General features: G+C 68.6%; 25 protein-coding genes and 1 pseudogene. 6 read left to right on the forward strand and 20 right to left on the reverse strand.

What is annotated here, in order from left to right; translation table 11 throughout:
• Positions 1-80 precede the first annotated feature (80 nt).
• Positions 81-767, forward strand: a complete 687-nt coding sequence (locus AC24R4_RS10145) for a Fe2+-dependent dioxygenase (protein ID WP_400395577.1) — start codon at positions 81-83, stop codon at positions 765-767.
• Between the two features lie 193 nt (positions 768-960).
• Complete coding sequence (locus AC24R4_RS10150) at positions 961-1,440, forward strand: RidA family protein (RefSeq protein ID WP_487522899.1); 480 nt, start codon at positions 961-963, stop codon at positions 1,438-1,440.
• A 106-nt stretch (positions 1,441-1,546) separates the two neighbouring features.
• Here AC24R4_RS10150 and AC24R4_RS10155 read toward each other — a convergent pair whose 3' ends face one another.
• Positions 1,547-2,179 carry a LysE family translocator gene (locus AC24R4_RS10155; RefSeq protein WP_487522900.1) on the reverse strand — a complete coding sequence of 211 codons (633 nt, stop codon included), beginning with the start codon at positions 2,177-2,179 and terminating at the stop codon, positions 1,547-1,549.
• A 117-nt stretch (positions 2,180-2,296) separates the two neighbouring features.
• Here AC24R4_RS10155 and AC24R4_RS10160 point away from each other — a divergent pair, with 117 nt between their 5' ends.
• Positions 2,297-3,148 (forward strand): LysR substrate-binding domain-containing protein, encoded by an 852-nt coding sequence (locus tag AC24R4_RS10160; protein ID WP_487522901.1) that lies wholly within the window; start codon positions 2,297-2,299, stop codon positions 3,146-3,148.
• Between the two features lie 31 nt (positions 3,149-3,179).
• Here the strand turns inward: AC24R4_RS10160 and AC24R4_RS10165 are convergent, their stop codons facing one another.
• The 4 genes from AC24R4_RS10165 to AC24R4_RS10180 all read right to left on the reverse strand — a co-directional run bounded on the left by AC24R4_RS10165 (position 3,180) and on the right by AC24R4_RS10180 (position 7,383).
• Entirely contained in the window at positions 3,180-3,947 is a 768-nt protein-coding gene (locus AC24R4_RS10165; RefSeq protein WP_487522902.1) for an SDR family oxidoreductase, read from the reverse strand.
• Between the two features lie 75 nt (positions 3,948-4,022).
• Entirely contained in the window at positions 4,023-5,561 is a 1,539-nt protein-coding gene (locus AC24R4_RS10170; protein WP_487523006.1) for a DHA2 family efflux MFS transporter permease subunit, read from the reverse strand.
• A 98-nt stretch (positions 5,562-5,659) separates the two neighbouring features.
• The gene (locus AC24R4_RS10175; protein WP_487522903.1) at positions 5,660-6,814 is read right to left on the reverse strand and encodes an HlyD family secretion protein; all 1,155 of its coding nucleotides are present in this window, start codon (positions 6,812-6,814) and stop codon (positions 5,660-5,662) included.
• Complete coding sequence (locus tag AC24R4_RS10180; RefSeq protein ID WP_487522904.1) at positions 6,811-7,383, reverse strand: winged helix-turn-helix transcriptional regulator; 573 nt, start codon at positions 7,381-7,383, stop codon at positions 6,811-6,813. The genes AC24R4_RS10175 and AC24R4_RS10180 overlap by 4 nt, the downstream gene beginning before the upstream one ends.
• 110 nt (positions 7,384-7,493) lie before the next feature.
• Between AC24R4_RS10180 and AC24R4_RS10185 the strand changes: the two genes are divergently transcribed.
• Entirely contained in the window at positions 7,494-8,969 is a 1,476-nt protein-coding gene (locus AC24R4_RS10185; RefSeq protein ID WP_487522905.1) for an efflux transporter outer membrane subunit, read from the forward strand.
• A 61-nt stretch (positions 8,970-9,030) separates the two neighbouring features.
• Here the strand turns inward: AC24R4_RS10185 and AC24R4_RS10190 are convergent, their stop codons facing one another.
• The 14 genes and pseudogenes from AC24R4_RS10190 to AC24R4_RS10255 form a co-directional block, all read right to left on the reverse strand.
• Positions 9,031-10,845: a thiamine pyrophosphate-requiring protein gene (locus AC24R4_RS10190; RefSeq protein ID WP_487522906.1), complete on the reverse strand. Its 1,815-nt coding sequence runs from the start codon at positions 10,843-10,845 to the stop codon at positions 9,031-9,033.
• 154 nt (positions 10,846-10,999) lie between these two features.
• A complete protein-coding gene (locus AC24R4_RS10195; RefSeq protein ID WP_487522907.1) occupies positions 11,000-11,314 on the reverse strand; it encodes a cytochrome C oxidase subunit IV family protein in 315 nt (104 codons plus the stop codon).
• Positions 11,311-11,940 carry a cytochrome c oxidase subunit 3 family protein gene (locus AC24R4_RS10200; protein ID WP_487523007.1) on the reverse strand — a complete coding sequence of 210 codons (630 nt, stop codon included), beginning with the start codon at positions 11,938-11,940 and terminating at the stop codon, positions 11,311-11,313. Before AC24R4_RS10200 ends, AC24R4_RS10195 begins: the two co-directional genes overlap by 4 nt.
• Complete coding sequence (locus tag AC24R4_RS10205) at positions 11,937-12,695, reverse strand: cytochrome c oxidase subunit I (protein ID WP_487523008.1); 759 nt, start codon at positions 12,693-12,695, stop codon at positions 11,937-11,939. The genes AC24R4_RS10200 and AC24R4_RS10205 overlap by 4 nt, the downstream gene beginning before the upstream one ends.
• Positions 12,696-12,732: 37 nt before the next feature.
• Positions 12,733-13,584 (reverse strand): annotated as a pseudogene (locus tag AC24R4_RS10210) (cytochrome c oxidase subunit I); the annotation flags it as partial.
• The gene (coxB, locus tag AC24R4_RS10215; RefSeq protein WP_487522908.1) at positions 13,565-14,527 is read right to left on the reverse strand and encodes a cytochrome c oxidase subunit II; all 963 of its coding nucleotides are present in this window, start codon (positions 14,525-14,527) and stop codon (positions 13,565-13,567) included. The pseudogene AC24R4_RS10210 and the gene coxB, both read right to left, overlap by 20 nt.
• Entirely contained in the window at positions 14,524-15,309 is a 786-nt protein-coding gene (locus AC24R4_RS10220) for an SCO family protein (RefSeq protein ID WP_487522909.1), read from the reverse strand. The genes coxB and AC24R4_RS10220 overlap by 4 nt, the downstream gene beginning before the upstream one ends.
• Positions 15,306-15,656, reverse strand: coding sequence for a hypothetical protein (locus AC24R4_RS10225; RefSeq protein WP_487522910.1), 351 nt, complete (start codon positions 15,654-15,656; stop codon positions 15,306-15,308). Before AC24R4_RS10225 ends, AC24R4_RS10220 begins: the two co-directional genes overlap by 4 nt.
• Positions 15,653-16,561: a hypothetical protein gene (locus AC24R4_RS10230; protein ID WP_487522911.1), complete on the reverse strand. Its 909-nt coding sequence runs from the start codon at positions 16,559-16,561 to the stop codon at positions 15,653-15,655. The genes AC24R4_RS10225 and AC24R4_RS10230 overlap by 4 nt, the downstream gene beginning before the upstream one ends.
• Complete coding sequence (locus AC24R4_RS10235) at positions 16,558-17,169, reverse strand: c-type cytochrome (protein WP_487522912.1); 612 nt, start codon at positions 17,167-17,169, stop codon at positions 16,558-16,560. The genes AC24R4_RS10230 and AC24R4_RS10235 overlap by 4 nt, the downstream gene beginning before the upstream one ends.
• Positions 17,166-17,705, reverse strand: a complete 540-nt coding sequence (locus AC24R4_RS10240; RefSeq protein ID WP_487522913.1) for a DUF3341 domain-containing protein — start codon at positions 17,703-17,705, stop codon at positions 17,166-17,168. The genes AC24R4_RS10235 and AC24R4_RS10240 overlap by 4 nt, the downstream gene beginning before the upstream one ends.
• Positions 17,702-19,087: an NrfD/PsrC family molybdoenzyme membrane anchor subunit gene (gene nrfD / locus AC24R4_RS10245; protein ID WP_487522914.1), complete on the reverse strand. Its 1,386-nt coding sequence runs from the start codon at positions 19,085-19,087 to the stop codon at positions 17,702-17,704. Before nrfD ends, AC24R4_RS10240 begins: the two co-directional genes overlap by 4 nt.
• 2 nt (positions 19,088-19,089) lie before the next feature.
• The gene (locus AC24R4_RS10250) at positions 19,090-21,966 is read right to left on the reverse strand and encodes a 4Fe-4S dicluster domain-containing protein (protein ID WP_487522915.1); all 2,877 of its coding nucleotides are present in this window, start codon (positions 21,964-21,966) and stop codon (positions 19,090-19,092) included.
• Positions 21,963-22,613 (reverse strand): cytochrome c3 family protein, encoded by a 651-nt coding sequence (locus AC24R4_RS10255; RefSeq protein WP_487522916.1) that lies wholly within the window; start codon positions 22,611-22,613, stop codon positions 21,963-21,965. Before AC24R4_RS10255 ends, AC24R4_RS10250 begins: the two co-directional genes overlap by 4 nt.
• Before the next feature lie 259 nt (positions 22,614-22,872).
• On the opposite strand from AC24R4_RS10255, the gene AC24R4_RS10260 reads away from it, so the two are divergent.
• Positions 22,873-23,352, forward strand: a complete 480-nt coding sequence (locus AC24R4_RS10260; protein WP_487522917.1) for a VOC family protein — start codon at positions 22,873-22,875, stop codon at positions 23,350-23,352.
• Positions 23,353-23,403: 51 nt separating this feature from the next.
• A complete protein-coding gene (locus AC24R4_RS10265) occupies positions 23,404-23,973 on the forward strand; it encodes a cysteine hydrolase family protein (RefSeq protein WP_487522918.1) in 570 nt (189 codons plus the stop codon).
• A gap of 5 nt (positions 23,974-23,978) precedes the next feature.
• Here AC24R4_RS10265 and AC24R4_RS10270 read toward each other — a convergent pair whose 3' ends face one another.
• A complete protein-coding gene (locus tag AC24R4_RS10270; protein ID WP_487522919.1) occupies positions 23,979-24,698 on the reverse strand; it encodes a hypothetical protein in 720 nt (239 codons plus the stop codon).
• Positions 24,699-24,700 lie beyond the last annotated feature (2 nt).

The raw sequence follows: 24,700 nt of genomic DNA on the forward strand, positions 1-24,700 counted from the left end.
GCGGTCGTGCGCGCCGCGAAGCCGCTACCATGGCGGTTTCGCGGCCGATCCCGCCGATCCCGCTGATCCCATTGCATCCCATGCTCGTCCAGATTCCCGATGTCCTGACACCCGAAGAGATCCGCTACTGCCGGCGGCGCCTGGAAGGCGCGGCCTGGGTGGACGGGCGCGTCACGGCCGGCGATCTGGCCGCCCGCGCCAAGCACAACCTGCAGGTGCCGGTGGACAGCCCCGAGGCGCGCGAACTCGGCGAGCTGATACTGTCCGCCCTGGGCCGCAGCCCGACGTACCACTCGGCGGCGCTGCCGCTGCGGGTGTTGCCGCCGATGTTCAATCGCTACGACAGCGCCATGACGTTCGGCACGCATGTCGACAACGCCATCCGCACGGTGCCCGGCACCGGCGGCATGCGTATTCGCGCCGATGTGTCGAGCACACTGTTCCTGTCGGACCCCGACGCGTACGACGGTGGCGAACTGGTCATCAAGGACCTGTACGGTTCGCACACCGTCAAGCTGCCCGCGGGACATCTGGTGGTCTATCCGGCCTCGTCGCTGCATTCGGTGACGCCGGTCACGCGCGGAGCCCGCTGGGCCTCGTTCTTCTGGGCCCAGTCCATGGTCAAGGACGACGGCCAGCGCAGCATGCTCCACGAGCTGGACCTGGCGATCATCGACATCCGCCAGCGGCTCGGCGACGACCAGGATGCCGTGCTGGCGCTGGTGAACCACTACCACAACCTGCTCCGGCGCTGGGCCGAACTCTGACCGGGACCGGCCGACAGGCTCCCGGACACCGCACCCCGTCCCGCCCCGGGCTGGACGGCGCACTTGTTCCCCGATGTATCAATTCCTGTTCTGCCGGGTCCGTTTATCGGCACATGGCGGACGCCTATAGTGGGTGCCACGCGAACGGCGCACCGCGCCGATGCAGCAGGAACTCAAGGAAAAAGGAGCCACCATGTCCGTCGAAACAAGACTGGCCGCGCGCGGCCTGACGCTGCCGCCACCCCCGCAGCCGCTGGGCAGCTATACCGCCGTCAGCCGCGCGGGCGATCTGCTGTTCATCTCCGGCCAGTTGCCGCTGCATGACGGCAAGGTCGTCTGGCAGGGGCAGGTCGGCCGTGACCTGACCGTGGCCGAGGGCAAGCAGGCCGCCCAGTTGGCGGCGCTGAACGTGCTGGCGCAGATCCACGCCCATGTGGGCGGTTTCGAGCGCCTTGACCATATCGTGCGGGTCGAAGGGTTCGTGACCAGCGCCCCGGGCATGCTGGACCAGCCCGCGGTGGTGGACGGCGCCTCGGACCTGTTCGCCGATGTGCTCGGCGACAAGGCCGGCCACGCCCGCGCGGTCTATGCCCAGACCCAGCAGCCGGCCAACGCCGCGGTGATCCTGGTGGTCATCGCACAGGTCAAGCCCGACCGGGCCGGCGACGCTTGATTGCCGCATCCGTTCTGATAGGGGGCCCGCCTGTGCGGGGGGTAAGTCGTCGATGTGGGCATGGAAGCCCTATCTGCTGGCCGGCCTGCGCGGCAGCATGGCCGCTTCAAAGCGTCCAGTGCCAGACATCGAGCGCCATCCTGGCGCCGAGCACGCTCAGGGTGCCCCCTGCCACCCAGCGTTGCGCCAGCAGCCAATGCGGGCGGCCAGTCATTAGCGCCGCCGCCCGGCCCGACGACACGGCGACCAGCGCGTTGACGCCGACAAACGCCACGGTCAGTGCCAGTCCAAGCACCAGCGTCTGGCCCAGCACGCCGCCAGCGGGGTAGTCGATGAACTGCGGCAGGATCGACAGGAAGACCAGCGCCAGCTTCGGGTTGAGCAGGCTCGTCATGGCGCCCATCGCAAACAGCCGGCGCGGCGGTTCGCTGGCGACCGCCTGGACCTGCAGCGGCGAGCGCCCGCCCGGACGCAGCATCTGCCAGGCCATGGTCAGCAGGTAGACGGCCCCCGCCAGGCCCAGCATCCGCGCCGCGCCGGGGATCGCGAGGAACAGCGCGCTGATACCGAACGCGGCGCCGAGCATATAGGTCAGATATCCCAGCATCACGCCCGCCAGCGAAATCAGTCCGGCGCGGGTGCCCTGCGAGACCGAACGCGCCATCACGTACACCATGTTGGGCCCCGGCGTGACCGCCAGCAGGCCGCCCACGGCCAGGAATTCGTACATCGTTCTCATCGGCGTTCATCCGCGGCGTTCATCCGCGACATTGGTCGCAATGGCCGCAGTATCGAATTCGGCGATCAATAAGTAAAACGGGATATATTGATCGCATTGTTCAGATTAACTGATGCGATGAAAAAGCTCGATCTAGACGTGTTGGAGATGGTGGTGGCCGTGGCCGAAGCGGGCTCGTTCGCGCGCGCGGCCGAAACGCTGCACCGCTCGCCCTCGGCGGTCAGCATGCAGATCAAGACCATCGAGGACGTGCTGGGCAGACCGCTGTTCGTGCGGACCACCCGCAACGTGGCGCTGACTGACGACGGCAGGACCTTGGTCGACTATGGCCGACGCATGCTGGCGATGCGCGAGGAGGCCTGGGCCGCCGTGGTACGGCCCGAGATCCGCGGCCGGGTCACGATCGGCGTGCCGGACGACTATGCGTCGTCGCTGCTGCCCACGGTGTTGCGCAAGTTTGCGGCTGCGCATCCGCGCGTGGAAATCCGTGTCATCGGGATGGCCAGCAATGCGCTGGTGCCGCTGCTCAAGGACAATACGCTCGACCTGGCATGCCTGACGAAGACGCGCGGCGTCAGCGGCGAGGCAATCCGGCAGGAGCCGATGGCGTGGGTGGCGGCGCGTGGCGGCAAGCCCATTTGGAAGGAACGGCCGCTGCCGATTGCGGTGTTCGCCCCGGGCAGCGCGGCCCGCGCGCATGCCATCGCCGCCCTGCAGCAGGCCAGTATCCGCTACCGCACGTCGTACGAGAGCCCGAGCCTGCTGGGCCTGATCAGCATGGTCGAGGCCGGCCTGGCCGTGGCGCCGCTGGCGCGCTGCAGCATCCCGGCCCATCTGGCCGTGCTCGGCGAAGCCGATGGCCTGCCGCCGTTGCCGGCGCTGGACGTGGTGCTGGCCCGCAGCGCCGCGTCGAACCGGCCGCCCTGCGACTTCCTGGCCGAACAGATGCTGGCCGACCTGCGCACCTGAGCGCGCCGCCGGTTGCCCAGGCGGCCGCTGCCTACCACCGCTCCATGTAGGGCCGCAGATCGAGCTCGAATGTCCATGCGTCGCGCGGCTGGGTGTGCAGGTACCAGTAGTTTTCGGCGATATGGTCGGGGTTCAGGATGCCGTCCTGGTCCTTGAGCGCGTAGCGTTCCGGGAACGTATCGCGGATAAAGGCGGTGTCGATCGCCCCATCGACCACCACATGGGCCACGTGGATGTTGCGCGGGCCCAGTTCGCGGGCCATGCTCTGGGCCAGCGCGCGCAGCGCGTGCTTGGCGCCGGCGAAGGCCGCAAAGTTGGCGGCCCCGCGCAATGCCGCCGTGGCGCCGGTGAACAGGATGGTTCCGCGTCCGCGCGCCACCATCCGGCGCGCGGCGGCCTGCCCGTTCAGGAAGCCGCTGAAGCACGCCATTTCCCAGATCTTGAAGTACTTGCGCGGCGTTTCTTCCAGAATGCTGCTGGGGACATTGGCGCCGATATTGAACACCAGTACCTCGATGGGGCCGTGCTCGGATTCGATCTGCTCGAACAGCTGCGCCACGTCGTCTTCCTTGCGGGCGTCGCTGCTGTAGCCGAACGCCTGGCCGCCGTCGGCGCGGATGCCATCGACCAGCGGCTGCAGCTTGTCGGCCGTGCGGCGGGTCACGCAGGCGATATAGCCTTCGCGCGCAAAGCGGCGGGCGATGGCACCGCCGGTGGCGTCGCCCGCGCCAATCACCAGGGCAACCTTCGGATGGGACTGGGCGGGCTCGGTTGCTGTTGCAGCGGCTGTAGTGGTCATGCTGTCTCCTGTTGTCTCCTGTTGTGCTCGCTAGTGTAGTGGTTGTCGTGCTACCGCGCCGGGCACGCCATGGTGTCAGTGGGCATCGGCGGACGGCGCCTTGGGCGGCATCACCTTGCGCATCAGCGGTACCAGCGGTATCGCCACCACAAAGCACGCCAGGATCACCATGAAGGCATCGGCATACGTCAGCGTATGGGCCTCGCGCATGGTCAGCGCCCAGAGTTGCCGGATGGCGGCGGCGTTGCCGTCGCTCACCTCGTTGCTCAGCGTGGCCAGGCGCGCCGTGGACTGGCCCAGGAACTCGGTCATGGCGTCGTTGCGGATGTTGAGATGCTCGGCCAGCCGCAGGAAGTGCAGATTGGTGCGGTCGTTCAGGATCGTCGCGCAGGCGGCAATGCCAATGGCACCGCCCAGGTTGCGCATCAGGTTGAACAGGCCCGACGCCAGCTTGAGCCGCGCGGGCGGCAGGGCACCCAGCGTCAGCGTTACCGTGGGTGCCACGGCAAACTGCTGGCCCATGCCGCGCATGGCCTGCGGCAGCAAGAGCTCGGCACTGCCCCAGTCATGCGTGATCGGTGCGAAGCTCCACATCGACAGCGCGAACAGTGCCAGGCCGAACATCAGCAGCCAGCGCAGGTCCACGCGGTTTGCCAGGAACGCGTAGAGCGGGATCGACATCACCTGGAACAGCCCCGTGGAGAAGATCGCCAGGCCGGTCTGCAGCGCGCTGTAGCCGCGCACCTGGCCCAGGAACAGCGGTGTCAGGTAGATCGTGGCGAAGATGCCGATCCCCGTGACGAACGAGAAGAAGCAGCCCAGCGCGAAGTTGGGGTCTTTCAGCGCGCGCAGGTCCACCACGGGATTGGCGAAGGTCAGCGACCGCCACAGGAAGCCGATGCCGGCGATGCCGGAGATCCAGGCCGTGGTCAGGATGGTAGGGTCGCCAAACCAGTCCCAGCGCGGCCCTTCCTCGAGCGTGTATTCCAGGCAGCCCAGGAACAGCGCCAGCATCACGATGCCGGGGTAGTCCGCGCCCTTGAGCAGCGACCAGTCGGGATGATCGATCCTGACCAGCAGCGGCACCACCACCGTGACGAAGATGCCGGGCACCAGGTTGATGAAGAACAGCCAGTGCCACGAATAGTGGTCGGTGACCCAGCCGCCTACCGTCGGCCCCAGCGTGGGCGCCAGCGACGCCAGCCCGCCGATGATGGCGGCGGCCGCCACACGCTGGCGCCCGGTGAAGAACGCAAACGCCGTGGTGAAGACCATCGGGATCATCGAGCCGCCCAGGAAGCCCTGCGCGGCGCGGAAGGCGATCATGCTCTGGATGTTCCAGGCGATGCCGCACAGCAGGCTGGTCAGCGTGAAGCCGGCGGCCGACGCGGCGAACAGCCAGCGCGTGGACATGACGCGCGACAACCATCCGGACAGCGGAATGACGATGATCTCGGCGATCAGGTAGGCGGTCTGCACCCAGACGGTCTCGTCGGTGCCCGCCGACAAGCCGCCGCCAATGTCGCGCAGCGACGCCGAAACGATCTGGATGTCGAGCAGCGCGATGAACATGCCCACGCACATGGTGCCGAAGGCCAGCACGCGGGTGGCCATCGGCAGGTCGGCCGGCGATGGCAGCGCGGGGGGCACGGCATGCCCAGAGGCGGCGGGTGCGCTGGCTGGCGCCGCCGGGCTGGTGGAAACGGCTGTATTCATGACTTGCTCGGTGTCGGGTCCTGGTGCTGATCCTGGGCTTGTGCCGCTGCCGGCGCCCGCTCCGCATGGGTATCGATCTCGGCCACCACCGACAGGCCGGGGCGCAGCAGGCCAAGTCGCGCGTCGGCATCGTCCAGCACGATGCGCACCGGCACGCGCTGCACGATCTTGGTGAAGTTGCCGGTGGCGTTTTCAGGCGGCAGTACGCTGAACTGGGCGCCCGTGGCGGGTGCCAGGCTTTCCACGCGGCCATGGAATACCTTGCCGGGCATCACGTCGGCCACGATGGTGGCGCGCATGCCGGGCTTCATGTGCGCCAGCTGTCCCTCCTTGAAATTGGCATCGATCCACAGGCCCCGCGCGGGCACGATCGACAGCAACTGCCCGCCGCTTTGCGCATAGGCGCCCACGCGCGCACGGCGATTCCCTACCGTGCCGTCCACCGGCGCGCGCAGTTCGGTGTAGCCCAGGTTCAGGCGCGCCAGATCGCGTTCGGCAATGGCCTGCGCCAGCGCCGCCTCGGCCTGTTGCCGTTGCGTGGCGATGACGTCGAGTTGCCGGCGGGCCGCCTCCACGCTGGCCTTTGCCTTCTGGCCGTTGGCGACCGACTGCTTGAAATCGGCATCGGCCTTCTGGGAACTCTGGATCGATACGGCGGACTTGGCTACCAGGCTTGCGTAGCGCGCCTGATCGTCGCGGGCGCGCACGGTTTCGGCGTCGGTGGCGGCCACGTTGGCGCGGGCTTCTGCGATGACGGCGTCCTGCAGCCGGGCACGGGCGTCCAGATTGGCGATCAGGGCCTGCTCCGATGCCACGGCACCTTCGGCCTTGGCCACAGCAGCCCGGTAGTCGCGATTGTCGATGCGCGCCAGCAGGTCGCCGGCGCGCACGGCCTGGTTGTCGGTCACCAGCACGTCGGTCAAATACCCGGGCACCTTGGCCGCGATCAGCGTCACGTCGCCGCCCACGTAGGCATCGTCGGTCTCCTGCACGAAGCGGGCGTCGGTCCACCAGTGATAGCCGTAGCCGGCGGCCACCAGCGCGATCAGCGCGCCGCCGGTGCGGATCAGCAAGGCCTTTCTGCCAGCCCGGGCCTTGGTGGGGATGGCGTCGGCGGCCGCGCGGTCGGCGCTTGTGGTGCTGCTGGTCATGAAAGGCTCCGTACTGAAAGCGCGCCTGCGACAGGCGCGAGAGTGGGGGTGTCGATGGGATCGGCCAGCGTGGCCTCGGCCTGTGCCGTGGCCGAACGTTCCAGGCGCGCCCGCAGGGCCGGGCTGGCCGCCGGGCCGGGGGCAATGTAGTGATCGGTTTCGGTGATGCGCTGGCCGGTGTCGGCGTCGACCAGTGCAAGGCGCACCGGGCGCCCGGTCTGGCGCTCCACCAATTGCACGGTGTCGGCCTGGTCCGCGAAGTGACGCGTGCCCCAGTCCATCAGCATCAGCAGCACAGGCCGGAAGTCGCGGCCGCGCGCGGTCAGCACGTAGTCGTCACGGGGCGGATGCGCGCTGTAGGGCCGGCGTGCCAGCAGGCCTTCGTCAACCAGCTTGGTCAGGCGCCGCGTCAGCATGTTGGGCGCGATGCCCAGGCGCTTCTGGAAATCGTCGAAACGGGTGGCGCCGTAGAACGCCTCGCGCAGGATCAGGACCGACCACGTGTCGCCCACCCGCTCCACGGCGCGGGCCGTGGGGCAGGCCGATTCCTTGTGTGACTTTCTCTGCATCGTGGTCACCTCCCGAAAAAACATGTTGCTATCAATATGAAAGTTAGTCTAGGCTAGTAACTAGCATCGTGCAAGTTAATTTGCATGGCAGCCACGGAAAGGAATGCGACATGAACAAACAGGCACAGGACGGGCGGGTTCGATGGACTGCACCGCTGGGGGCGCCGCTGGCGGCATCGGTGGCGGCGATCTTCGCGTTGGCCGGCTGCGCGGCGGTCGGGCCCGACTATCGCGCCCCGGCGGTGGATACCCCGGCGACGTATCGGCACGCGGCCGATGTGGCACCCGTCAACGACGCGCGTCAGCCGGTGTCGCTGGACACCTGGTGGAACGGTTTCAATGACCCGGTGCTGACCACCATCGTCCAGCGCGTGCTGGACCAGAACCTGGACATGGCGGCGTCCGTGGCGCGCGTGGAGCAGGCCCGCGCGGCCGCCAGCTTTGCCGGGGCCGAACTGCTGCCGCAGGGCAGCGCCTATGGCGATGTCGCCAAACAGCGCCAGTCAGTGGAAAGCCCGCTGGGCAAGATCGGCAGCAAGTCCCCGGGCTACACGCGCGGGCAGACGCTGTATTCGGTGGGGGCGGCGGCCACATGGGAAATCGATCTGGCCGGCGGACTGCGGCGCGGCGCCGAGGCGGCCAACGCCGAACTGCAGGCCGCCGAAGCGAACCACCTGGGTGTGCGCATCCTGGTGGCGGCCGAGGCCGCCGACGCCTACTTCCGCGTGCGCGCCGCGCAGAGCCGCATCGCCATTGCCGAGCAGCAGGTCGCCACCAACCAGCGCCTGCTGGACCTGGTGCGGCTGCGGCTGGCCGATGGCATCGGCGCGGAGCGCGAGCAGGCGCAGGCCGAGGCGCAGCTGGCGCAGACGCGCGTCACCATCCCGCCGCTGCGTATCGAACTGGAAACGCAGCTGAACCGGCTCGATGTGCTGATGGGCGCGCAGCCGGGCACGTATGCGGCGGAACTGCGCGATGCCCAGAGCGCGCTGACGGTGCCGCAGGTGGCGCTGGCGCAGGGACCGGCCAATCTGCTGCAGCGCCGCCCCGACGTGATCGCTGCCGAGCGCCGGCTGGCGGCATCGAATGCGCGCATCGGCGTGGCCACGGCCGAGTACTACCCGAAGGTGTCGCTGTCGGCGCTGCTCGGGTTCGAAAGCCTGTCGGCCAGCAAGCTGTTCACGGCGCAGGCGTTCCAGCCCGCCGCCACGGCGGGGCTGCGCTGGCGCCTGTTCGATTTCGGGCGTGTCGATGCCGAAGTGGCCGGCGCAAGGGGCGCCTATGCCGAGGCGCTGGCCAACTATCGCCAGGCGATGCTGCAGGCTACGGCCGATGTCGAGAACGCCCTGGTGTCGCTGACCCAGCTTGACGCCCAGCGGCTGGAACTGGACAAGGAAGTGGCCGCCCATGAGCGCGCCCGCAATGCGTCCGAGGATGCCTACAAGGGCGGCGCGGTCAGCCTGTTCGAGGTGCTGGACGAAGACCGCCAGTTGCTGGCCGCCCGCGACCAGCAGGCCAGGGTGCGGGCCGATAACGCGCGCGCGGCCGTGTCGGCGTTCCGGGCGCTGGGCGGCGGGTGGTCCTGAATCGACGAGGGAATCACGTCTGAGCGGCATGGCGCCGCGGTCGGACCCGCGGCGTCCGGCGTCACGACGCGCCGTCCTTGTCGGTGCGGCGCTTCGACGGTGCGGTCAGCGACGCCCACACCTGCCGGAACGTGGCGCGCAACGTGCCGCCGGCATCGGTATCGCCGTGCAGCATGGCCGAGATGTAGGCGCGCGCCTGTTTGGCGGAGATATGCGGCGGCAGCGGCGGGACGTCCGGGTCGGTCACCATTTCGAGCACGGTCGGCACGTTCGCGGCCAGTGCCTGGTCCAGCGCGGGGCCGATCGCGTCGGGCTTGTCCACCCGGATGCCTTGCAGGCCCAGCATCTGCGCAAAGGCCGCGTAGCCGAAAACGGGCAAGTCCTGCGACACGGCGAATTTTGGATCGCCTTCCATCACGCGCTGTTCCCAGGTCACCTGGTTCAGGTCGCCATTGTTCAGCACGATGATGGTCAGCGAGCCGCCGGTCCACCGCTTCCAGTCCCGCGAGACCGTAATGAGCGCGCTGATGCCGTTCATCTGCATGGCGCCATCGCCCACCATGGCAATCACCGCGCGGTCCGGATGCGCGTAGCGCGCCGCGATGGCGTATGGCACGGCCGGGCCCATGGTGGCCAGCCCGCCGCTCAGCGATGCCATCATGCCGCGCCGGATCTTCAGGTCGCGGGCATACCAGTTGGCCGCCGATCCGGAGTCGCAGGTCAGGATGCAGTTGTCGGGCAATCGCCGGGACAGCTCCATGAACACGCGTTGCGGATTGATCGGATTGGCTTCGGCCGCGGCACGCTGTTCCAGCACCTGCCACCACTCGGCCACGTTCTTCTCGACTTCCTGCTGCCATGCGAGTGGCTTCTGCTCCAGCATCGGCAGCAGCGCGCGCAGCGTGGCGGCGCTGTCGCCTTCGAGGCAGATTTCCATCGGATAGCGCAGGTTCAGCATGCGCCCATCGATATCGATCTGCACGCCGCGCGCCTTGCCCTCGGCTGGCAGGAATTCCGAATAAGGAAACGCGGAGCCCACCATCAGCAACGTATCGCAGCCGTTCATCAGTTCCCAGCTGGGCTTGGTGCCCAGCAGGCCGATGGCGCCGGTGACAAAGGGCAGGTCGTCCGGCACGGCGGCCTTGCCCAGCAGTGCCTTGGCCACACCGGCGCCCAGCCGGCGCGCCACGTCGATGACTTCATCGGTCGCGTGCAAGGCGCCCGCGCCCACCAGCATCGCCACCTTGCTGCCCGCGTTCAGCACGTCCGCCGCGCGGCGCAGATCCGCCTCTTGCGGGGCCTGGGCCCGCGCCGTGTAGCCGATGCCCGTGTGTACCGTGCCGTGTTCGCGCGGCGGCTCCGGTACGGCAGGCAGATTCTGTACATCATTGGGAATGATGATGCAGGTCACGGTGCGGCGTTCGACGGCGATGCGCACGGCGCGATCCACCAGGTGCCGCATCTGCGCCGGGTCCACGGCCATGGCCACGAAGTCGCGCGCCACGTCCTTCATCAGCGTGGTCAGATCCACTTCCTGCTGGTAGTCGCCGCCCAGCGCGGCGCGCTTTTGCTGGCCCACGATGGCTACCACCGGCTGGTGGTCCATCCGCGCGTCATACAGGCCATTGAGCAGGTGAATTGCGCCAGGCCCCGACGTCGCCAGGCACACGCCGGGCTCGCCGGTGAACTTGGCATGGGCGCAGGCCATGAACGCGGCCAGCTCCTCATGGCGCGCCTGGATGAACTCGGGGTCGTTGTCCGCGCGGCCAAAGGCGCCCATCAGCCCGTTGATACCGTCTCCGGGATAGCCGAACACCCGCCGGACGCCCCATTCCCGCAGGCGCTTGAGTACAAAGTCAGAAGCCGTCATCGACATCGCTAGCTCCATCCATGTTGCATCGCCATGCATCAGGCGTGCCGATGGCCCCCGGCCCCCGGGCGCGCGCCGCGAAAGGCCAGCGCGGCGGCCGCTGTCGCGTAGAAAATGCGCGCGCCGGTAAGGATTGCACGCCGCCCCGGGCGCAGCGCAGCTAACGCCCGGCTGGCGCTGGCGGCGTCTGCCACGCGGCAGGCAGGTGCGGACGGCTGGCGTAGTCGCCGTACGTCAGGACGAACAGTATCGTCAGGATCGCCAGCGGCAGCACTGCCGCGAGCCGCAGCACCGTCGCCGCGCGTGCCAGGTGCATGAAGGTGCAGGCAATCAGCAGGGCCTTGAGGGCCGCGATAGCGAGGTTGATGGATGCGTTCCAGGGGCCCAGGGCAAGAAAGGCGGTGCCCACGGTGATGGCCAGCAGCAGCACCAGCAGCAGCCATACGCCGAGCAGGCGCCGGGTTCCGGCCGTCATGTCGCGCTCCTGCCCGGCAGGTAGAGGATGGGAAACAGGAACAGCCAGATCACGTCGACAAAGTGCCAGTACAGGCCGACGATCTCCAGGCGCCCCAGGTTGGCCGATGCATGGCGCCCGGCGCGAATCGCCATGGCGAAGCCCAGCACCAGCGCGATCCCGACGCAGAGATGCACGGCGTGCAGCCCTGTCATCGCGTAGTAGAGCAGCCGGAACATCTGCCCGGCGTGGCCACCCGTACCGGCTGCGTTGCCGGGGACAAAGCCCGAGGCGATGTCCTTCGCATACTCGACACCCTTGATGACCAGGAAGGTCGCGCCCAGTGCCGCAACGGCCCAGAGCAGGCGCACGGCGCCCCGCCGGTTGCCGGCCTCGGTCGCCGCGACGGCCAGCGCCATGCACAGGCTGCTGGTCATCAGCACGGCGGTGTTGGCCGTGCCCAGCCACAGGTCGGTGTGGCGCGCGGCCAGCGTCAGGCCTGCGGTGTCGGTGAGGCGGACGAAGTGGTACCCGACGAACAGCGGGCCGAAGAACATCAGCTCGGTGCCGAGGAAGATCCAGATGCCCAGGCGCGCGGCAATGCGCTGCTGGCCGCCGCTGTCGAACGGGAACGGGGGCGTGCTCATTGCGGCGACTCCTGCCCCGTGACGGGATCGTAGGCATAGGCGTCGCGCCTGACCCGTGGCGGCCGGGCAAAGTTGTGCGTGGGCGGCGGTGAGGGGGTCTGCCACTCCAGGCCCGTGGCATGCCACGGATTCGCGGGCGCGCGACCGGCCCGGAACAGCGAATGCACCAGGTACACCAACGGCATCAGGTAACCAATGGCCAGGATCGATCCGCCCGCCGACGACAGGATGTTCAGGACCTGGAATTCCGGCGGATAGGCGTGATAGCGGCGCGGCATGCCTTCGAAGCCCAGCAGGAACTGCGGGAAGAACGTCAGGTTGAAGCCCACGAAGATCACCACGGCCGCGATGCGGGCCCACGTTTCGGGGTAGAGGCGGCCGGTGATCTTGGGCCACCAGAAATGCACCCCGCCCAGATAGGCCATGACCGCGCCGCCCACCATGATGTAGTGGAAGTGGGCGATGACGAAGTAGGTGTCGGTCAGGTGCACGTCGAGCGCCAGCGCGGCCAGCACGAGCCCGGTGAGGCCGCCGATGGTGAACAGCCCGACAAAGCCCAGTGCGTACAGCATCGGTGCCGTCAGGCGGATGCGGCCCTTGTAGAGCGTGGCGGTCCAGTTGAACACCTTGATGGCCGACGGCACGGCCACCAGAAAGCTCAGCAGCGAAAACGTCACGCTGGCCCGGTACGACTGCCCGCTGACGAACATGTGGTGGCCCCAGACCAGAAAGCCCAGGCTGGGCGATGCCGACAATGGCCCACGCCATGGCGCGATAGCCGAAGACGGGACGGCGCGCAAAGCACGGGATGATCTCGCTGGCCACGCCCATCGCCGGCAGGATCATGATGTACACGGCCGGGTGCGAATAGAACCAGAACAGGTGCTGGAACAGCAGCGGATCGCCGCCCAGGGCCGGGTCGAAGATGCCGATATGCACCAGGCGTTCCAGTGCCACCAGGCACAGCGTCATGGCCAGAACCGGCGTGGCCAGCACGAGGATCAGGCTGGTGCCGTAGCTGGCCCAGACGAACAGCGGCAGGCGCATCCAGGTCATGCCGGGCGCGCGCAGCGTGTGCGTGGTGACGATGATGTTCAGGCCGGTGAGGATCGACGAGAAGCCGGTGACGAACACCCCGGCCAGCGTCAGCACCACGTGGCTGTTGGAGAACATCGTCGAGAAGGGCGTGTAGAACGTCCAGCCCGTATCGACGCCGCCCGCGACCATCGCGCCCAGCGTCAGCGTGCCGCCGGCCACGTACAGGTACCAGCTGGCCAGGTTCAGCCTGGGAAACGCCATGTCGCGCGCGCCGATCATCAGCGGCACCAGGAAGTTGCCCAGCACCGATGGAATCGACGGGATCAGGAACAGCCAGACCATGATCACGCCGTGCGCGGTGAACAGCCGGTTGTAGGTGTCGGCGGCCATCAGGTCGCCCTGTGGCGTGGCCAGTTCCAGCCGGATCAGCGTGGCCGCCGCGCCACCGACGAAGAAAAACAGCGTGATCGCCACCATGTACAGCCACGCGATGCGCTTGTGGTCGGTCGATCCGAGCCAGGAACCGAGCGTGGTGCCTTCGCTCAGGTAGCTGGGCTCGCTGGTGACGTTGGCAAGGTTGGGGTGTTCAGCGGTCTCGGGTGGCATGGGGGGCTCCCGTCGTGGTGCCGGTGGCGTGCAGATAGGCGATGATTGCCAGGATGTCTTCCTCGTCCACCTGACCCTGGTAGGTCGGCATGATCGGCGCATAGCCGGCCACGACGTCCTTGCGCGGGTCCAGCATCGCATCACGGACGTAGGCGGCGTCGGCGGTGACGGTGCGGCCGTCCTGCAGCGTCACTGTCCGGCCGATCAGCCCGTCCAGCGGCGGCGCGCGAACCGTGCTGCCCGCGTCGTGGCAGGCGGCACACCCGAGCCGCTGGAACAGTGCGCGGCCGCGGGCGGCGGTGGTCTCGGGGCTGGTGCCGGCGTCCAGCCATTGGGCAAACGCGGCAGGCGGCATCACGACGATGCGGCCCTGCATGGCGGCGTGGTCGGTGCCGCAGTACTCGGCGCAGAACAGCCGGTATTCCCCGGCCCGGGTGGCCGTGAAGCGCAGCGTCGTGTAGCGGCCGGGCACCACGTCCTGCTTGATGCGGAACGCCGGGACGTAGAAGCTGTGGATCACGTCCTGCGAGGTCATCGTCAGTGCCACGGCCTGGCCCAGCGGCACGTGCAGCTCGTTGATCTCGCGCTTGCCGTTGGCGTGTTCGAGCTTCCACATCCATTGCCGCGCCACCACGGTAACGGGCACCGCACCGGCGGTTTCGCGGGCCAGCAGCGTGTAGTCAAACGCGCCCCAGGCGAAGATGCCCAGGAAGATCAGCAGTGGCGTGACCGCCCAGGCAATCTCCAGCGACGTGCTGGACAGCGGCGGCTGGTGGCGGTCGGCCTGGCGGCGCTCGCGATAGCGGATCACGAACCCTGCCATTACGCACAGCACGGCCAGCGCCACCGCGCAGAGCAGCGCGGTGAGCGACAGCATCAGGGTGTCGTAGCGACTGGCCGCCAGCGAGGCGCTGTCCGGCAGCAGCTGGAAGGCGCCGGTCATGATGGACGCCTCCGCCGCCGGCCCGCCCGCCAAAACCAGCCGATGCCCAGCGCGGCGAAAGCAGACAGGAAAAAGATCCGGATGCCATCGAGGATCGTCATCGTGTAACGGCCGGTCTGCGGATCGAAATGAACGCAGCGCATCAGCAGCTGCTGTGCCGGCGAGCCGACCCGGCCAGCCGCCGCTTGCTCGATCGCGGTGCGTAACGCCGCCGCATCGAACCTCACGCCGCTGAAGGCCCGGGCGATCCGGCCATCGGGCGTCAACACGACCAGGCCGGCCGGATGGGCGATCTGGTCTGCATCGGGCAATGGGGACGCCCGCATGCCGATGGCCCGCATCAGGGCGGCCACGGTGCCGGCATCGCCTGTCAGCATGTGCAGATCGCCGCCTGTGGCGGCCAGCAAGGCGGCATAGTGCGGTTTCTTTGCGGCCGCCACCGCCACGGTTTCGCGGCTGTCGATGCTGACGGCGGCCACGCGCCAGGCATCGCGCGGCAGGTGCGCCTGGGCCAGGGATTCCAGCACGCCGTCCATCACGGTGCTGCACAGGTTGGGGCAGCGGTAGTAGCCGGGCACCAGCACCAGCGGCCGGTCGCCCGACAGGTCCTGCAGCGTCACGGCGTGCCCATCGTCGTCGCGGAAGATCATGTCGGCAGGCAACTGCCGGCCGGGGATGGGTGCGAACGCCATGTCGGGCGGTGCCGGCAGGGCCAGCGGGGCCGCTTGCGCGGTCAGCGCCAGCCATGCGACCAGCGCGACGGCAGTATCGCGGGCGGTCATGGCGCGGGCTCCTTGTGGTCGTCGGCCATCAGCGCCATGGCGCGTGCCACAGGGATGCGGGCAATGCCAGAACGCTTGTCCACCCACGCCCAGCCGTTGAGCACGGCCAGTTTCTCGGCCTCGTAACGCGCTCGTTCGGACTGAGGCGCGCTGTCCGACAGCGGCAGTGCGGCCGGTGCAGAGGCGGGGGCCGCCGGTGCCGCCACGCCCAGAGACCCGGACGCGTTGAGCCGGCGTCCATAGTGCCAGCCGATGGTGGTGGCCAGCGCGACGACCACCACAAGCGCGGCCGCGCCGAGCGCCACGGCGCGCAGACTGACGTTGCGGGCCTGGCGCGCGCGGCTCATGTGTGGCCTCCCGTGGAAGGCAGCACCAGCCAGCAGGCTTCCACCGCATGCATGACAAGCACGATGGCGGCCACCGTCGCCAGCATCGGCGGCGAGCGTTTCACGCGCCGCGACAGCAGGGCGAGCATCGGCAGCGCGAAGTGGCCCAGGGCCAGCCCCCACGCCAACAGCGGCCAGACGCCAGTCCGGCGCACCAGATACCAGCCAATTTCGTGCGGCAGGTCTTCGGACCAGATGATCAGGTACTGGGTAAAGGCCAGATAGGCCCAGGTGATGACGGCGGTCATCAGCAGGTTGCCGAGGTCCAGCAGCACCGGCGGCGGGGCGCCGCGCCGCGCGGCCAGCCATGTGCCGAGCGCCAGGCCGGCGCACGCCTGGCCCGTGGCCAGCAGCAGGCCGAACACGCTGGAGTACCAGAGTGGCATCAGCGACATGATCCAGTCGACCGCCGCCACGCTGACCGTGAGCCCGTAGACGATCAGCGCGGCCGCCGCAAACCGGGGCGAGCGCGCGTGGCGCCCGGACTGGCTCATCGTGGCAAGGACGACCCAGACGGCCAGCACTGCCACGCCGCGCACGACAAAGCCGGTTCGGCTCAGCCATAGCGACTTGAATGCGGCACTGTGCGCGGGTATGTCGGGCGCCCAGCGTTGCGCGCCGCGTGCGGCATCGGCGGCCCAGGGGTAGAGCGCACCGGCGCCGGCCAGGATCGGCACGAACAGCAGCGCCAGCAGCCAGGTATGGCGGGCCATGCCCAGCAACGGCGCGCGCAGTGGTTCGCCCCACGCGCCGCCGGTCAGGTTGTGGATCCAGACAATGGCCAGGCCACCCATCACCACGCCGATACCGCACCACCAGGCGGTCAGGTACAGGGCCAGCAGCGAGGCGACGGCGTGCGTGCTCATGGCTGGCCTCCGCCCGGCGCGCTGGCGTCGAGCTGCCGCAGGTCGTCCGCCGTCAGGCGCGCGGCGGGGGCATGCTGGCCAAGCTGCAGGGCGCGCAGATAGGCCACGACGGCCCAGCGGTCTGGCGGCGGCAACTGCGCGGCATAGGCGGCCATCTGCCCGCTGCCGTGGCTGATCACGTCGTACAGCAGCATATCGGGCGCGGCGCGCAACGCGTCGGTGTGGAACGACGGCGGACGTGGAAAACCGCGCCGCACCACCATGCCGTCGCCGTCGCCAGTGGGGCTGTGGCAGGGCATGCAGTAGATCGCGTAGCGGGACTGACCGCGTTGAAGCTGCTGCAGCGTCAGGGGCGGGCGCGATGCGCTGGCGGCCTCGTCGTGGCTTCGGCCGCTGGAGGTGGCGGCGAACGGGCCGCCAGGCGCGGGCACCGTATTGTCGGGCAGTTGGCGGGCGGAGGTACCGTCGCCGAATCGGTCGCTGCGCGCATACGGCTTGTACTTCGGCTGGTCGTACATGTCCTGGCGTGCGCGCTCGCACCCGGCCGGCAACGCCAGCGTGCAGGACGCGCACAGCAGCCAGAGACAGCGCAGCAGCACGGCGGTCATGCCGGCACCTCCGTCACATCGGTCACATCGGTCACCCGGAGCGCGTGGGTGGCGGCCAGCATGCGTCGGGCGGCGTCGGCGTGCTCGGCGCCGGACCGCACGCACAGGAAGAACCGATGCCGCGTCGCCTGCTCGAAATCGGCGGCATCGAACAGCGGGTGCCGCAGGCGCGGCAGACGGTTGGCGATCAGCATGCCGAACACCGTGGCCAGTGCCGCGCCCAGGATCGTGAGGGAAAACGTCACCGGCACGAACATCTGCCAGCTTCCGGCGGGCCGCCCGCCGACGTTGATGGGATAGTCGATCACCGCCGCGTACCACTGCAGCAGGAAGCCGCCCGTGCCGCCAGCCAGCCCGCCCAGGAGGGCCAGCAGCGGCATGCGGTCAGTGGCCATGCCGATGGCGTCGGCCAGGCCTTCCACGGGGTACGGCGTGAACGCTTCGAGATCGGTAAATCCGGCGGCGCGGGCATGGCGGGCCGCGGCCAGCAAGGTGTCGCCGGTGCGGTATTCGGCCAGTACGCCATAGGGGCTCATGGCTGCCCCTTCGCGCTGGCGTGCACGAGTTCGCGCATCTCGGCGATGGAAATCACCGGCAGGCAGCGGATAAACACCAGGAACAGCCACGCGAACATGGCGATGGAGCCGGCCAGCATGATCCAGTCCCACACGGTGGGGTAGAACATGCCCCACGACGAGGGCAGGAAGTCCCGATGCAGGCTCGATACGACGATCAGGAACCGCTCCATCCACATGCCCGTATTGATGACCAGGCTCAGCGCGAACAGCGCCAGCGGGCTGTGCCGCACGCGCCGCCACCACAGGCACTGCGGCGCCAGCACATTGCAGGCCATCATGGCCCAGTACACGCCGGCGTAGGGGCCGCCCCAGCGATTGCGCACCAGGAAGATCTCGTAGGGATCGCCGCTGTAGAAGGCGGTGAAGATCTCGGTGGCGTACCCATAGGCGACGATCACGCTCATCGTCAGCATGATCTTTGCCGCGTTGGCCAGGTGACGGCCGGTGATGAAGTCCTGCAGGCCGTAGGCGTGCCGCAGCGGAATGGCGATGGTCAGCACCATGGCGAAGCCCGAGAACAGCGCGCCGGCCACGAAGTACGGCGGAAAGATGGTGGAGTGGTAGCCCGGGGTGTTGCCGATCGCGAAGTCGAGCGACACGATGGAATGCACGGCGATCACCAGTGGCGTAGCCAGCCCCGCCAGCAGCTTGTAGGCGCTTTCGTAGCGCGCCCAGTGCCGCGCGTCGCCACGCCAGCCCAGCGACAGCAGCCCATAGGTCTGCGCCACCCGGCGGCGCCCGCGCAGGCACGCGCGGTCGCGCAGCGTGGCCAGGTCCGGGATCAGCCCGACATACCAGAACAGCAGCGACACGATCAGGTAGGTGCCGATGGCGAACAGATCCCACACCAGCGGGCTGCGCCATTGCGGCCAGACGTTCATCACGTTGGGGTAGGGCATCAGCCAGTAGAAGAACCACGGACGCCCCAGGTGCAGGATCGGGAACAGGCCGGCGATGGCAGCGGCAAACAGGGTCATGGCTTCGGCAAACCGGTTCACCGACGTGCGCCATTGCTGCCTGAGCAGCAGCAGGAACGCCGAGATGAAGGTGCCGGCATGCCCGATCCCGATCCACCAGACGAAGTTGCCGATGGCGAAGCCCCACGCCACCGGTATATCGACGCCCCAGATGCCCACGCCCCGGGCGAACAGCCAGGCCGTGCCGCCCATGAAGACGAGCATGCCGGCAAATGTCAGCAGGAAGGCGCCCAGCCAGGGCCCTTGCACCGGCCGTTCCAGTACCAGCCCGGCGATCTTGTCGGACACGCTGGCGTAGCCCCAGCCCTGCCGCAGCACGCCGATGTCCTTGGAAACGGGGCGCGTATCCGATGGGTCGGCCATGGCTAGGCAAGGTCCTCGTCGGGGTTGGTGACCAGCGCGGCATAGCTGGTGCGGGGCCGCGTGTTCAGTTCGGCCAGCAGGTCGAAGTTGCGCGGTGCCTGCTTGAGCTGGCTCACCTGGCTCCGCGGATCGTCGAGATTGCCGAACGCGATGGCCTGCGTCGGGCAGCTGGCCTGGCAGGCGGTCACCACATCGCCATCGCGCAGCGGCCGGCCGAGCTTTTCCGCCTCGATCCGGGCGCGCGTGATGCGCTGCAGGCAGTACGTGCATTTTTCCATCACACCCCGGCTACGCACGGTCACGTCGGGGTTGTAGGCCGGCGGCGGCCGGTCGTCGCCCTGGTTGCTGTACTGCAGGAAGTTGAAACGCCGCACCTTGTACGGGCAGTTGTTGGAGCAAAAGCGCGTGCCGACGCAGCGGTTGTAGACCTGCACGTTGAGGCCGGCGCTGTCGTGGACCGTGGCGCCCACCGGACACACCAGCTCGCACGGCGCGTCCTCGCAATGCATGCACGGCACGGGCTGGAACACGGTGCGTACCGGGTGGCCTTCGGTGTCATGCCCGTCGTCGTAGCGATCGACGCGTATCCAGTGCATCACGCGCCCGCGCGCCACCTCGGCCTTGCCCACCACGGGAATATTGTTCTCGGCCTGGCAGGCGATGGTGCACGCATTGCAGCCGATGCAGGCGTTCAGGTCGACCGTCATGCCCCAGCGTTCGTTGGGGTAGGGCCAGCGCGGGTAGAGCGATGGGGCGGCCTGCGGTGCATGGCGCTGCGCGAAATGCGGATCGCGGCGGTACGCGGCGGCCGTGGCGGCTGGGGCCACCTCGCGGCCCGCCATCGAAGTCTGCGTCTGCACCACCGCGAACGCATGGGTAGCGCCGGTCGCCTCGACGGCGATGGCGTGCGGCCCGGCGGACGTGCGCAGCGCATAGGCGTCGAAGCCCACGCCGTTGCCAACGCGCCCGGCATGGCGCCGCCCATAGCCGAGCGGCAGCGTGACGACCCCTTCGGCCTGATGCGTCATGACCCATACCGGCGCCTCGACGGCCTGGCCCCGGCCGTCCTCGCGGCGTATCCGCACGATGTCCCCGGTAGCCAGACGGTGCGACCGGGCCGTCAGCGGGCCGATTAGCGCCGCGTTGTCCCAGGTATGCCGCGTCAGCGCGCGCGGCAGTTCCTGCAGCCAGGCATTGTTGGCCAGTTCGCCGGCATCGGTGGCGGGGTCGGGCGTGAAGCGTGCGACCAGCGGCGGCGCGGGGAATGGCGGGGGCGCGATGTGGCGGTGCAAGTCTGGCTGCACGGCGGGTGCGGCCGTCTCTGGGATCACGCCGGTGCGCAGGGCAAGCTGCCAGAAGTCATCGAAGCCGGACGGCTGGCGCGCCTGCCAGTGCGCGCGCACCAGCGCGTGACCGGATGCCGGCAGGTCGTCGGTGGCGGCGGACAGCAGTTCATGGGCCGAGCGGCCGCCATTGAGCGGCGCAATCAGCGGCTGCACGATCGATGCGGTGCCGTCCCACGCATGGGCGTCGCTCCACCGCTCCAGATCGTGCGCCATCGGGAGATGCCAGGTGGTCAGGCGTGCCGTTTCGTCGCGGTACAGCCCCAGGTGGGCCGACCACGGCACGTGGGCCAGCGCGGCACGGAAGTCCACGTCGCAAGGCGCGTCATACGCCGGGTTGGCGTCGATGACCAGCAGCGCCGATACCTGCCCGGCCTGCATGGCCTGGGTCAGTGCCGCGAGCGAATGGCGGTCGCCCAGGGGGCGTCTCGGCGATCGGGCAACCGTGCGTACCGCCTTGCCGAGATTGCCCAGCCGGGCGTTGATGCGCCAGATCAGCGCCTGCGTGGGCGGCGCGAGGTTGTCGCCCGGAACCAGCAACGACTGACCCGGCGGGGTTTCGGTCAGACGCCGGGCCAGCACATCGAGCCAGCGGCGCGCCATGGCGTTGTCGGGAACGGGTGTGTCCGCCGCCGCTTCGGGCATGCCCAGCCTGCGCGCAAGCGACCACGCCAGGCGTTCGATGTCATGCGGTGGCAGTGCCAGGCGGTGGTCGGCGATTTCACCGGTCAGCGTGGGCGACGATTCGATCGCATAGAGGCGGCGCGCCAGCGCGGGTGCCACGCCGCGGCGGTCGGCCATCAGGTCGTGCGCGTGCCGTACGGCGCCGGGCCCATGGCCAAGCAGATCGCCATCGAAGGTCACCACGAGCCGGGCTGGCGTGATATCGACGACAGGGTCCACCGCATCGCCAAAGGCCAGGTCGATGGCCGGGATGCCGTCCTGGACCGGATCGTGGGCGTGCCAGACGGCCTTCGGATACCGTTCCAGCCAGCGCCCGATCTGTGCCGCCAGCGTAGGCGAGCCGACATTGCCGGTCAGCAGGCGCAGCCCCTCGCCATCGCGGTCCCGCCACTGCGTGCGCTGGATGGCCAGGGCTGCGTCGAAAGCCTGCCAGGTCGACATGGCGGCGCCGCGACAGGGCGTCTGGCTGCGGTCGGGGTCCCATAGCTGGAGCACGGCGGCCTGGTCGAATGGATGCGTGGCGCCCAGGCTGGCAGGGTGGCGCGGATTGCCCTCGATCTTGGTCGGGCGGCCCATGTTGCTTTCGACCAGGACGCCGGTGCCATAGCCATGGCGTGTCAGCGCGGTGGCGTAGAACAGCGGCCGGCCCGGCACCATGCCCTCGGGCATGTGGACGTAGGGGACGATGGTCTCCTTCGGCGGCCCGCTGCAGGCGCTCCCGGCCAGCGCGGCCGAGGCGGCCATCACGCGCAGGAAGTCGCGCCGGGCGCGGCTGTCGGGGGCGTCGGTGGGCGCGGACGCGTCGGCGGCTTCGCCCGCGGGAACGATCGGAATCACGGGCCGGTGCGTCATCGATGACAGGTGGAACAATCGGTGAGGCGTCGCGTGTCCTGCAGGTGATACATCTTCTGCAGCAGGGCCATTTCGTCCGGCGCCAGCGGGGGGCGCTCGCGCATCGCAAAGATGTCGGTTGGCGCGTGCAGGTGGCGGGCAGGGTCGCGGTGGCATGCCAGGCACCACTGCATGTCGAGCGGTGCCACCCGGCGCGTCAGCGGCATCTGGTCCACCCGCCCGTGGCACGCCTGGCAGGCCACACCCTTGGCAACGTGGATGCTGTGGTCGAAATACACGAAATCGGGCAGGTCATGCACGCGTGTCCACGCCAGCGGGCGGTTGTCGCGCAGGCTGGCATGCAGCGGCGCCAGCATCGGCGCGTCGCGAAACAGCACGCTGTGACAGGTCAGGCATACGCTGGTGGCCGGCATGCCGGCAAAAGCCGACGTCTCCACGGACGCATGGCAATAGCGGCAGTCGATCCCATCGTCCGAGACGTGATGCTTGTGGCTGAACGGTATGGGTTGCGCAACGGGATCCTGCATCTCGATCTGTGGGGCCATGGACCAGCGGGCCACCCCTAGGGCGACGGCGACAAGAACCAGCACGCCAAGGGCAAGCAGCTTGAGAACAAGGACTTCCGCGCGGGTGAAGGCCTGCGCCATGACGCGATTTTCTTTCTGGCGAAACATCTCGTCGCTGCAATTGCGATGCCAGGGGCCAGGCTTGTAGGCGCCGCAGGGCTGGCGGGGAGCTGCAGGCCGCGTGTGTAGCGCTTACACGGGCGCGCTGCAATTGCCCGGCCGGGGACAGCCGGACGCCCCTACGAATTCTCGTAGGATTTGTGGACAGCACGTTTGGGCCAGACTATCCGGGAAGGCGGGGGTAAGATACCGGCGCCGGACATCCATCAGGAGACACAGCATGAGCAGCAAGAACACGATCTGTTTGTGGTTCGAGCGGGACGCGCTGGACGCGGCCACCTTCTATGCCCAGCACATCCCCGACAGCAAGGTCGGCGCGGTGATGCGGGCGCCCGGCGACTATCCCGACGGCAAGCTTGGGGACGTGCTGACCGTGGAGTTCACGGTGGCCGGCATTCCTTGCGTCGGGCTGAACGGCGGCCCGCACTTCAAGCACAGCGAAGCGTTCTCTTTCCAGATCGCCACCGACGACCAGGCCGAAACCGACCGCCTGTGGAGCGCGATTGTCGACAACGGCGGGAAGGAAAGCGAATGCGGCTGGTGCAAGGACCGCTGGGGGATTTCGTGGCAGATCACGCCGCGTGTGCTGCTGGCCGGGATCTCCGACCCCGACCGCGCGGCGGCCAAGCGCGTGTTCGACGCCATGATGACGATGCGCAAGATCGACATTGCCGCCATCGAGGCGGCCCGGCGTGGCTGATTGCCGCCGGTGACGAATAGGTCTCAAAACAAACTGGAACCCGGAGCGAGCATGCCAATGCCGACCTGTGTGCCAGCGCAGACGGCGCTGGTGGTCATGCATTATCAGACGGACATCCTGAACCTGTTTCCGGACGTCGCGCCCACCTTGCTGGCCAACACGCGGCGGCTTTGCGACGCGGCCCGGGCGCGGGGCGTCAGCGTCTATTTTGCGAAGATCCACTTCGCGCCCGGTTATCCGGAGATCAGCCCACTGAACCGGAACGGGCAGGGCATCCGGCAACTGGGCCTGTTCGTCGAGGACCGGATATCGCCGGAGCTGGGCCGCCAGCCCGACGAACCCGTCATCGTCGCGCATCGGGCCAGCGTGTTCTTCGGCACCGACCTGCAGGTGCGGCTGTCGGCCCAGGGTATCGATACGCTGGTCATGGTGGGGATTGCCTCGACCGGCGTGATGCTGTCGTCCGTTGCGTACGCCAGCGACGCGGACTACCGGCTGCTGACGGTCAAGGATTGCTGCTACGACCCGGACCCGGTCGTCCACGATCACCTGTTCGCCACGGCGTTCGCGTCGCGCACCGCCGTGCTGTCGCTGGAGGAAGCCTTGTCCTGGCTTGGGTGATCGCGCTACCGGCGCCCGGGCTCTGCCGCCCAGTCGACGACGGCATCGAACAGGCGCAGCCCTTCGGCCGACAGGTTGGGGAACGTCTCGTTGTCCAGGAAGAACATGGCGCGCCGCGCCGGGGCAATGGCCTCGTAATCCATCGTCGCGCCTGTCTCGTAGGTGAAGACGGCAGCCTTGTCGGGCTGGCCATAGAGCGTGGCGATGGTGCTGGCGCCCAGGCCCGGCTTGCCCCAGCTCATGGCGGCCTGCTTCCGGTACACGTTGACCACGCCCGCCGGCAGCCCGGCGGCGGCCGGATGCGGCGCGTTGACGAGCCAGACATAGCGTTCGCGCGGTGCTTCGCCAAAGTCGGTGTCGTGCCGCTTGCCGGTCATGGCCAGGTCGTCGAGATAGTCGTTCTCCCACGTCACCAGCGGCGTGCGCAGTTGCCGCCATCCGGTTTGCATCGACTTGGCCGAGACCGTGGACGACAGGATCACGCAATCGGCATTGGCAACCGCGTCGGGCGCCACACCCTGATCATGGATCGTGACGCGATAGCCGCGCGATTCGAGATGGGTCTTCACCATCCGGTCTGTCGCGGCGCTGGGGCTCGATACCTGCGTCACGAGCGCGATGGTGCGATCGGCGGCGGAAGCGGGTGCTGCCCAGAGGGCCCAGGCCGTGCCGAACGCGGCGAGCGCCGAGCGTACCCATCGGCTTGTTTTCGGCGATGCATGCATGG

The sequence above is a fragment of the Cupriavidus sp. CER-90 genome (genome assembly GCF_057652055.1).

Bases quoted from the DNA above. Each gene is read 5' to 3' on its own strand.
- AC24R4_RS10145 (WP_400395577.1), top strand. From the start codon at position 81: ATGCTCGTCCAGATTCCCGATGTCCTGACACCCGAAGAGATCCGCTAC.
- AC24R4_RS10150 (WP_487522899.1), top strand. From the start codon at position 961: ATGTCCGTCGAAACAAGACTGGCCGCGCGCGGCCTGACGCTGCCGCCA.
- AC24R4_RS10155 (WP_487522900.1), bottom strand. From the start codon at position 2,179: ATGAGAACGATGTACGAATTCCTGGCCGTGGGCGGCCTGCTGGCGGTC.
- AC24R4_RS10160 (WP_487522901.1), top strand. From the start codon at position 2,297: ATGAAAAAGCTCGATCTAGACGTGTTGGAGATGGTGGTGGCCGTGGCC.
- AC24R4_RS10165 (WP_487522902.1), bottom strand. From the start codon at position 3,947: ATGACCACTACAGCCGCTGCAACAGCAACCGAGCCCGCCCAGTCCCAT.
- AC24R4_RS10170 (WP_487523006.1), bottom strand. From the start codon at position 5,561: ATGGCCACCCGCGTGCTGGCCTTCGGCACCATGTGCGTGGGCATGTTC.
- AC24R4_RS10175 (WP_487522903.1), bottom strand. From the start codon at position 6,814: ATGACCAGCAGCACCACAAGCGCCGACCGCGCGGCCGCCGACGCCATC.
- AC24R4_RS10180 (WP_487522904.1), bottom strand. From the start codon at position 7,383: ATGCAGAGAAAGTCACACAAGGAATCGGCCTGCCCCACGGCCCGCGCC.
- AC24R4_RS10185 (WP_487522905.1), top strand. From the start codon at position 7,494: ATGAACAAACAGGCACAGGACGGGCGGGTTCGATGGACTGCACCGCTG.
- AC24R4_RS10190 (WP_487522906.1), bottom strand. From the start codon at position 10,845: ATGTCGATGACGGCTTCTGACTTTGTACTCAAGCGCCTGCGGGAATGG.
- AC24R4_RS10195 (WP_487522907.1), bottom strand. From the start codon at position 11,314: ATGACGGCCGGAACCCGGCGCCTGCTCGGCGTATGGCTGCTGCTGGTG.
- AC24R4_RS10200 (WP_487523007.1), bottom strand. From the start codon at position 11,940: ATGAGCACGCCCCCGTTCCCGTTCGACAGCGGCGGCCAGCAGCGCATT.
- coxB (WP_487522908.1), bottom strand. From the start codon at position 14,527: ATGACCGGCGCCTTCCAGCTGCTGCCGGACAGCGCCTCGCTGGCGGCC.
- AC24R4_RS10220 (WP_487522909.1), bottom strand. From the start codon at position 15,309: ATGACCGCCCGCGATACTGCCGTCGCGCTGGTCGCATGGCTGGCGCTG.
- AC24R4_RS10225 (WP_487522910.1), bottom strand. From the start codon at position 15,656: ATGAGCCGCGCGCGCCAGGCCCGCAACGTCAGTCTGCGCGCCGTGGCG.
- AC24R4_RS10230 (WP_487522911.1), bottom strand. From the start codon at position 16,561: ATGAGCACGCACGCCGTCGCCTCGCTGCTGGCCCTGTACCTGACCGCC.
- AC24R4_RS10235 (WP_487522912.1), bottom strand. From the start codon at position 17,169: ATGACCGCCGTGCTGCTGCGCTGTCTCTGGCTGCTGTGCGCGTCCTGC.
- AC24R4_RS10240 (WP_487522913.1), bottom strand. From the start codon at position 17,705: ATGAGCCCCTATGGCGTACTGGCCGAATACCGCACCGGCGACACCTTG.
- nrfD (WP_487522914.1), bottom strand. From the start codon at position 19,087: ATGGCCGACCCATCGGATACGCGCCCCGTTTCCAAGGACATCGGCGTG.
- AC24R4_RS10250 (WP_487522915.1), bottom strand. From the start codon at position 21,966: ATGACGCACCGGCCCGTGATTCCGATCGTTCCCGCGGGCGAAGCCGCC.
- AC24R4_RS10255 (WP_487522916.1), bottom strand. From the start codon at position 22,613: ATGGCGCAGGCCTTCACCCGCGCGGAAGTCCTTGTTCTCAAGCTGCTT.
- AC24R4_RS10260 (WP_487522917.1), top strand. From the start codon at position 22,873: ATGAGCAGCAAGAACACGATCTGTTTGTGGTTCGAGCGGGACGCGCTG.
- AC24R4_RS10265 (WP_487522918.1), top strand. From the start codon at position 23,404: ATGCCAATGCCGACCTGTGTGCCAGCGCAGACGGCGCTGGTGGTCATG.
- AC24R4_RS10270 (WP_487522919.1), bottom strand. From the start codon at position 24,698: ATGCATGCATCGCCGAAAACAAGCCGATGGGTACGCTCGGCGCTCGCC.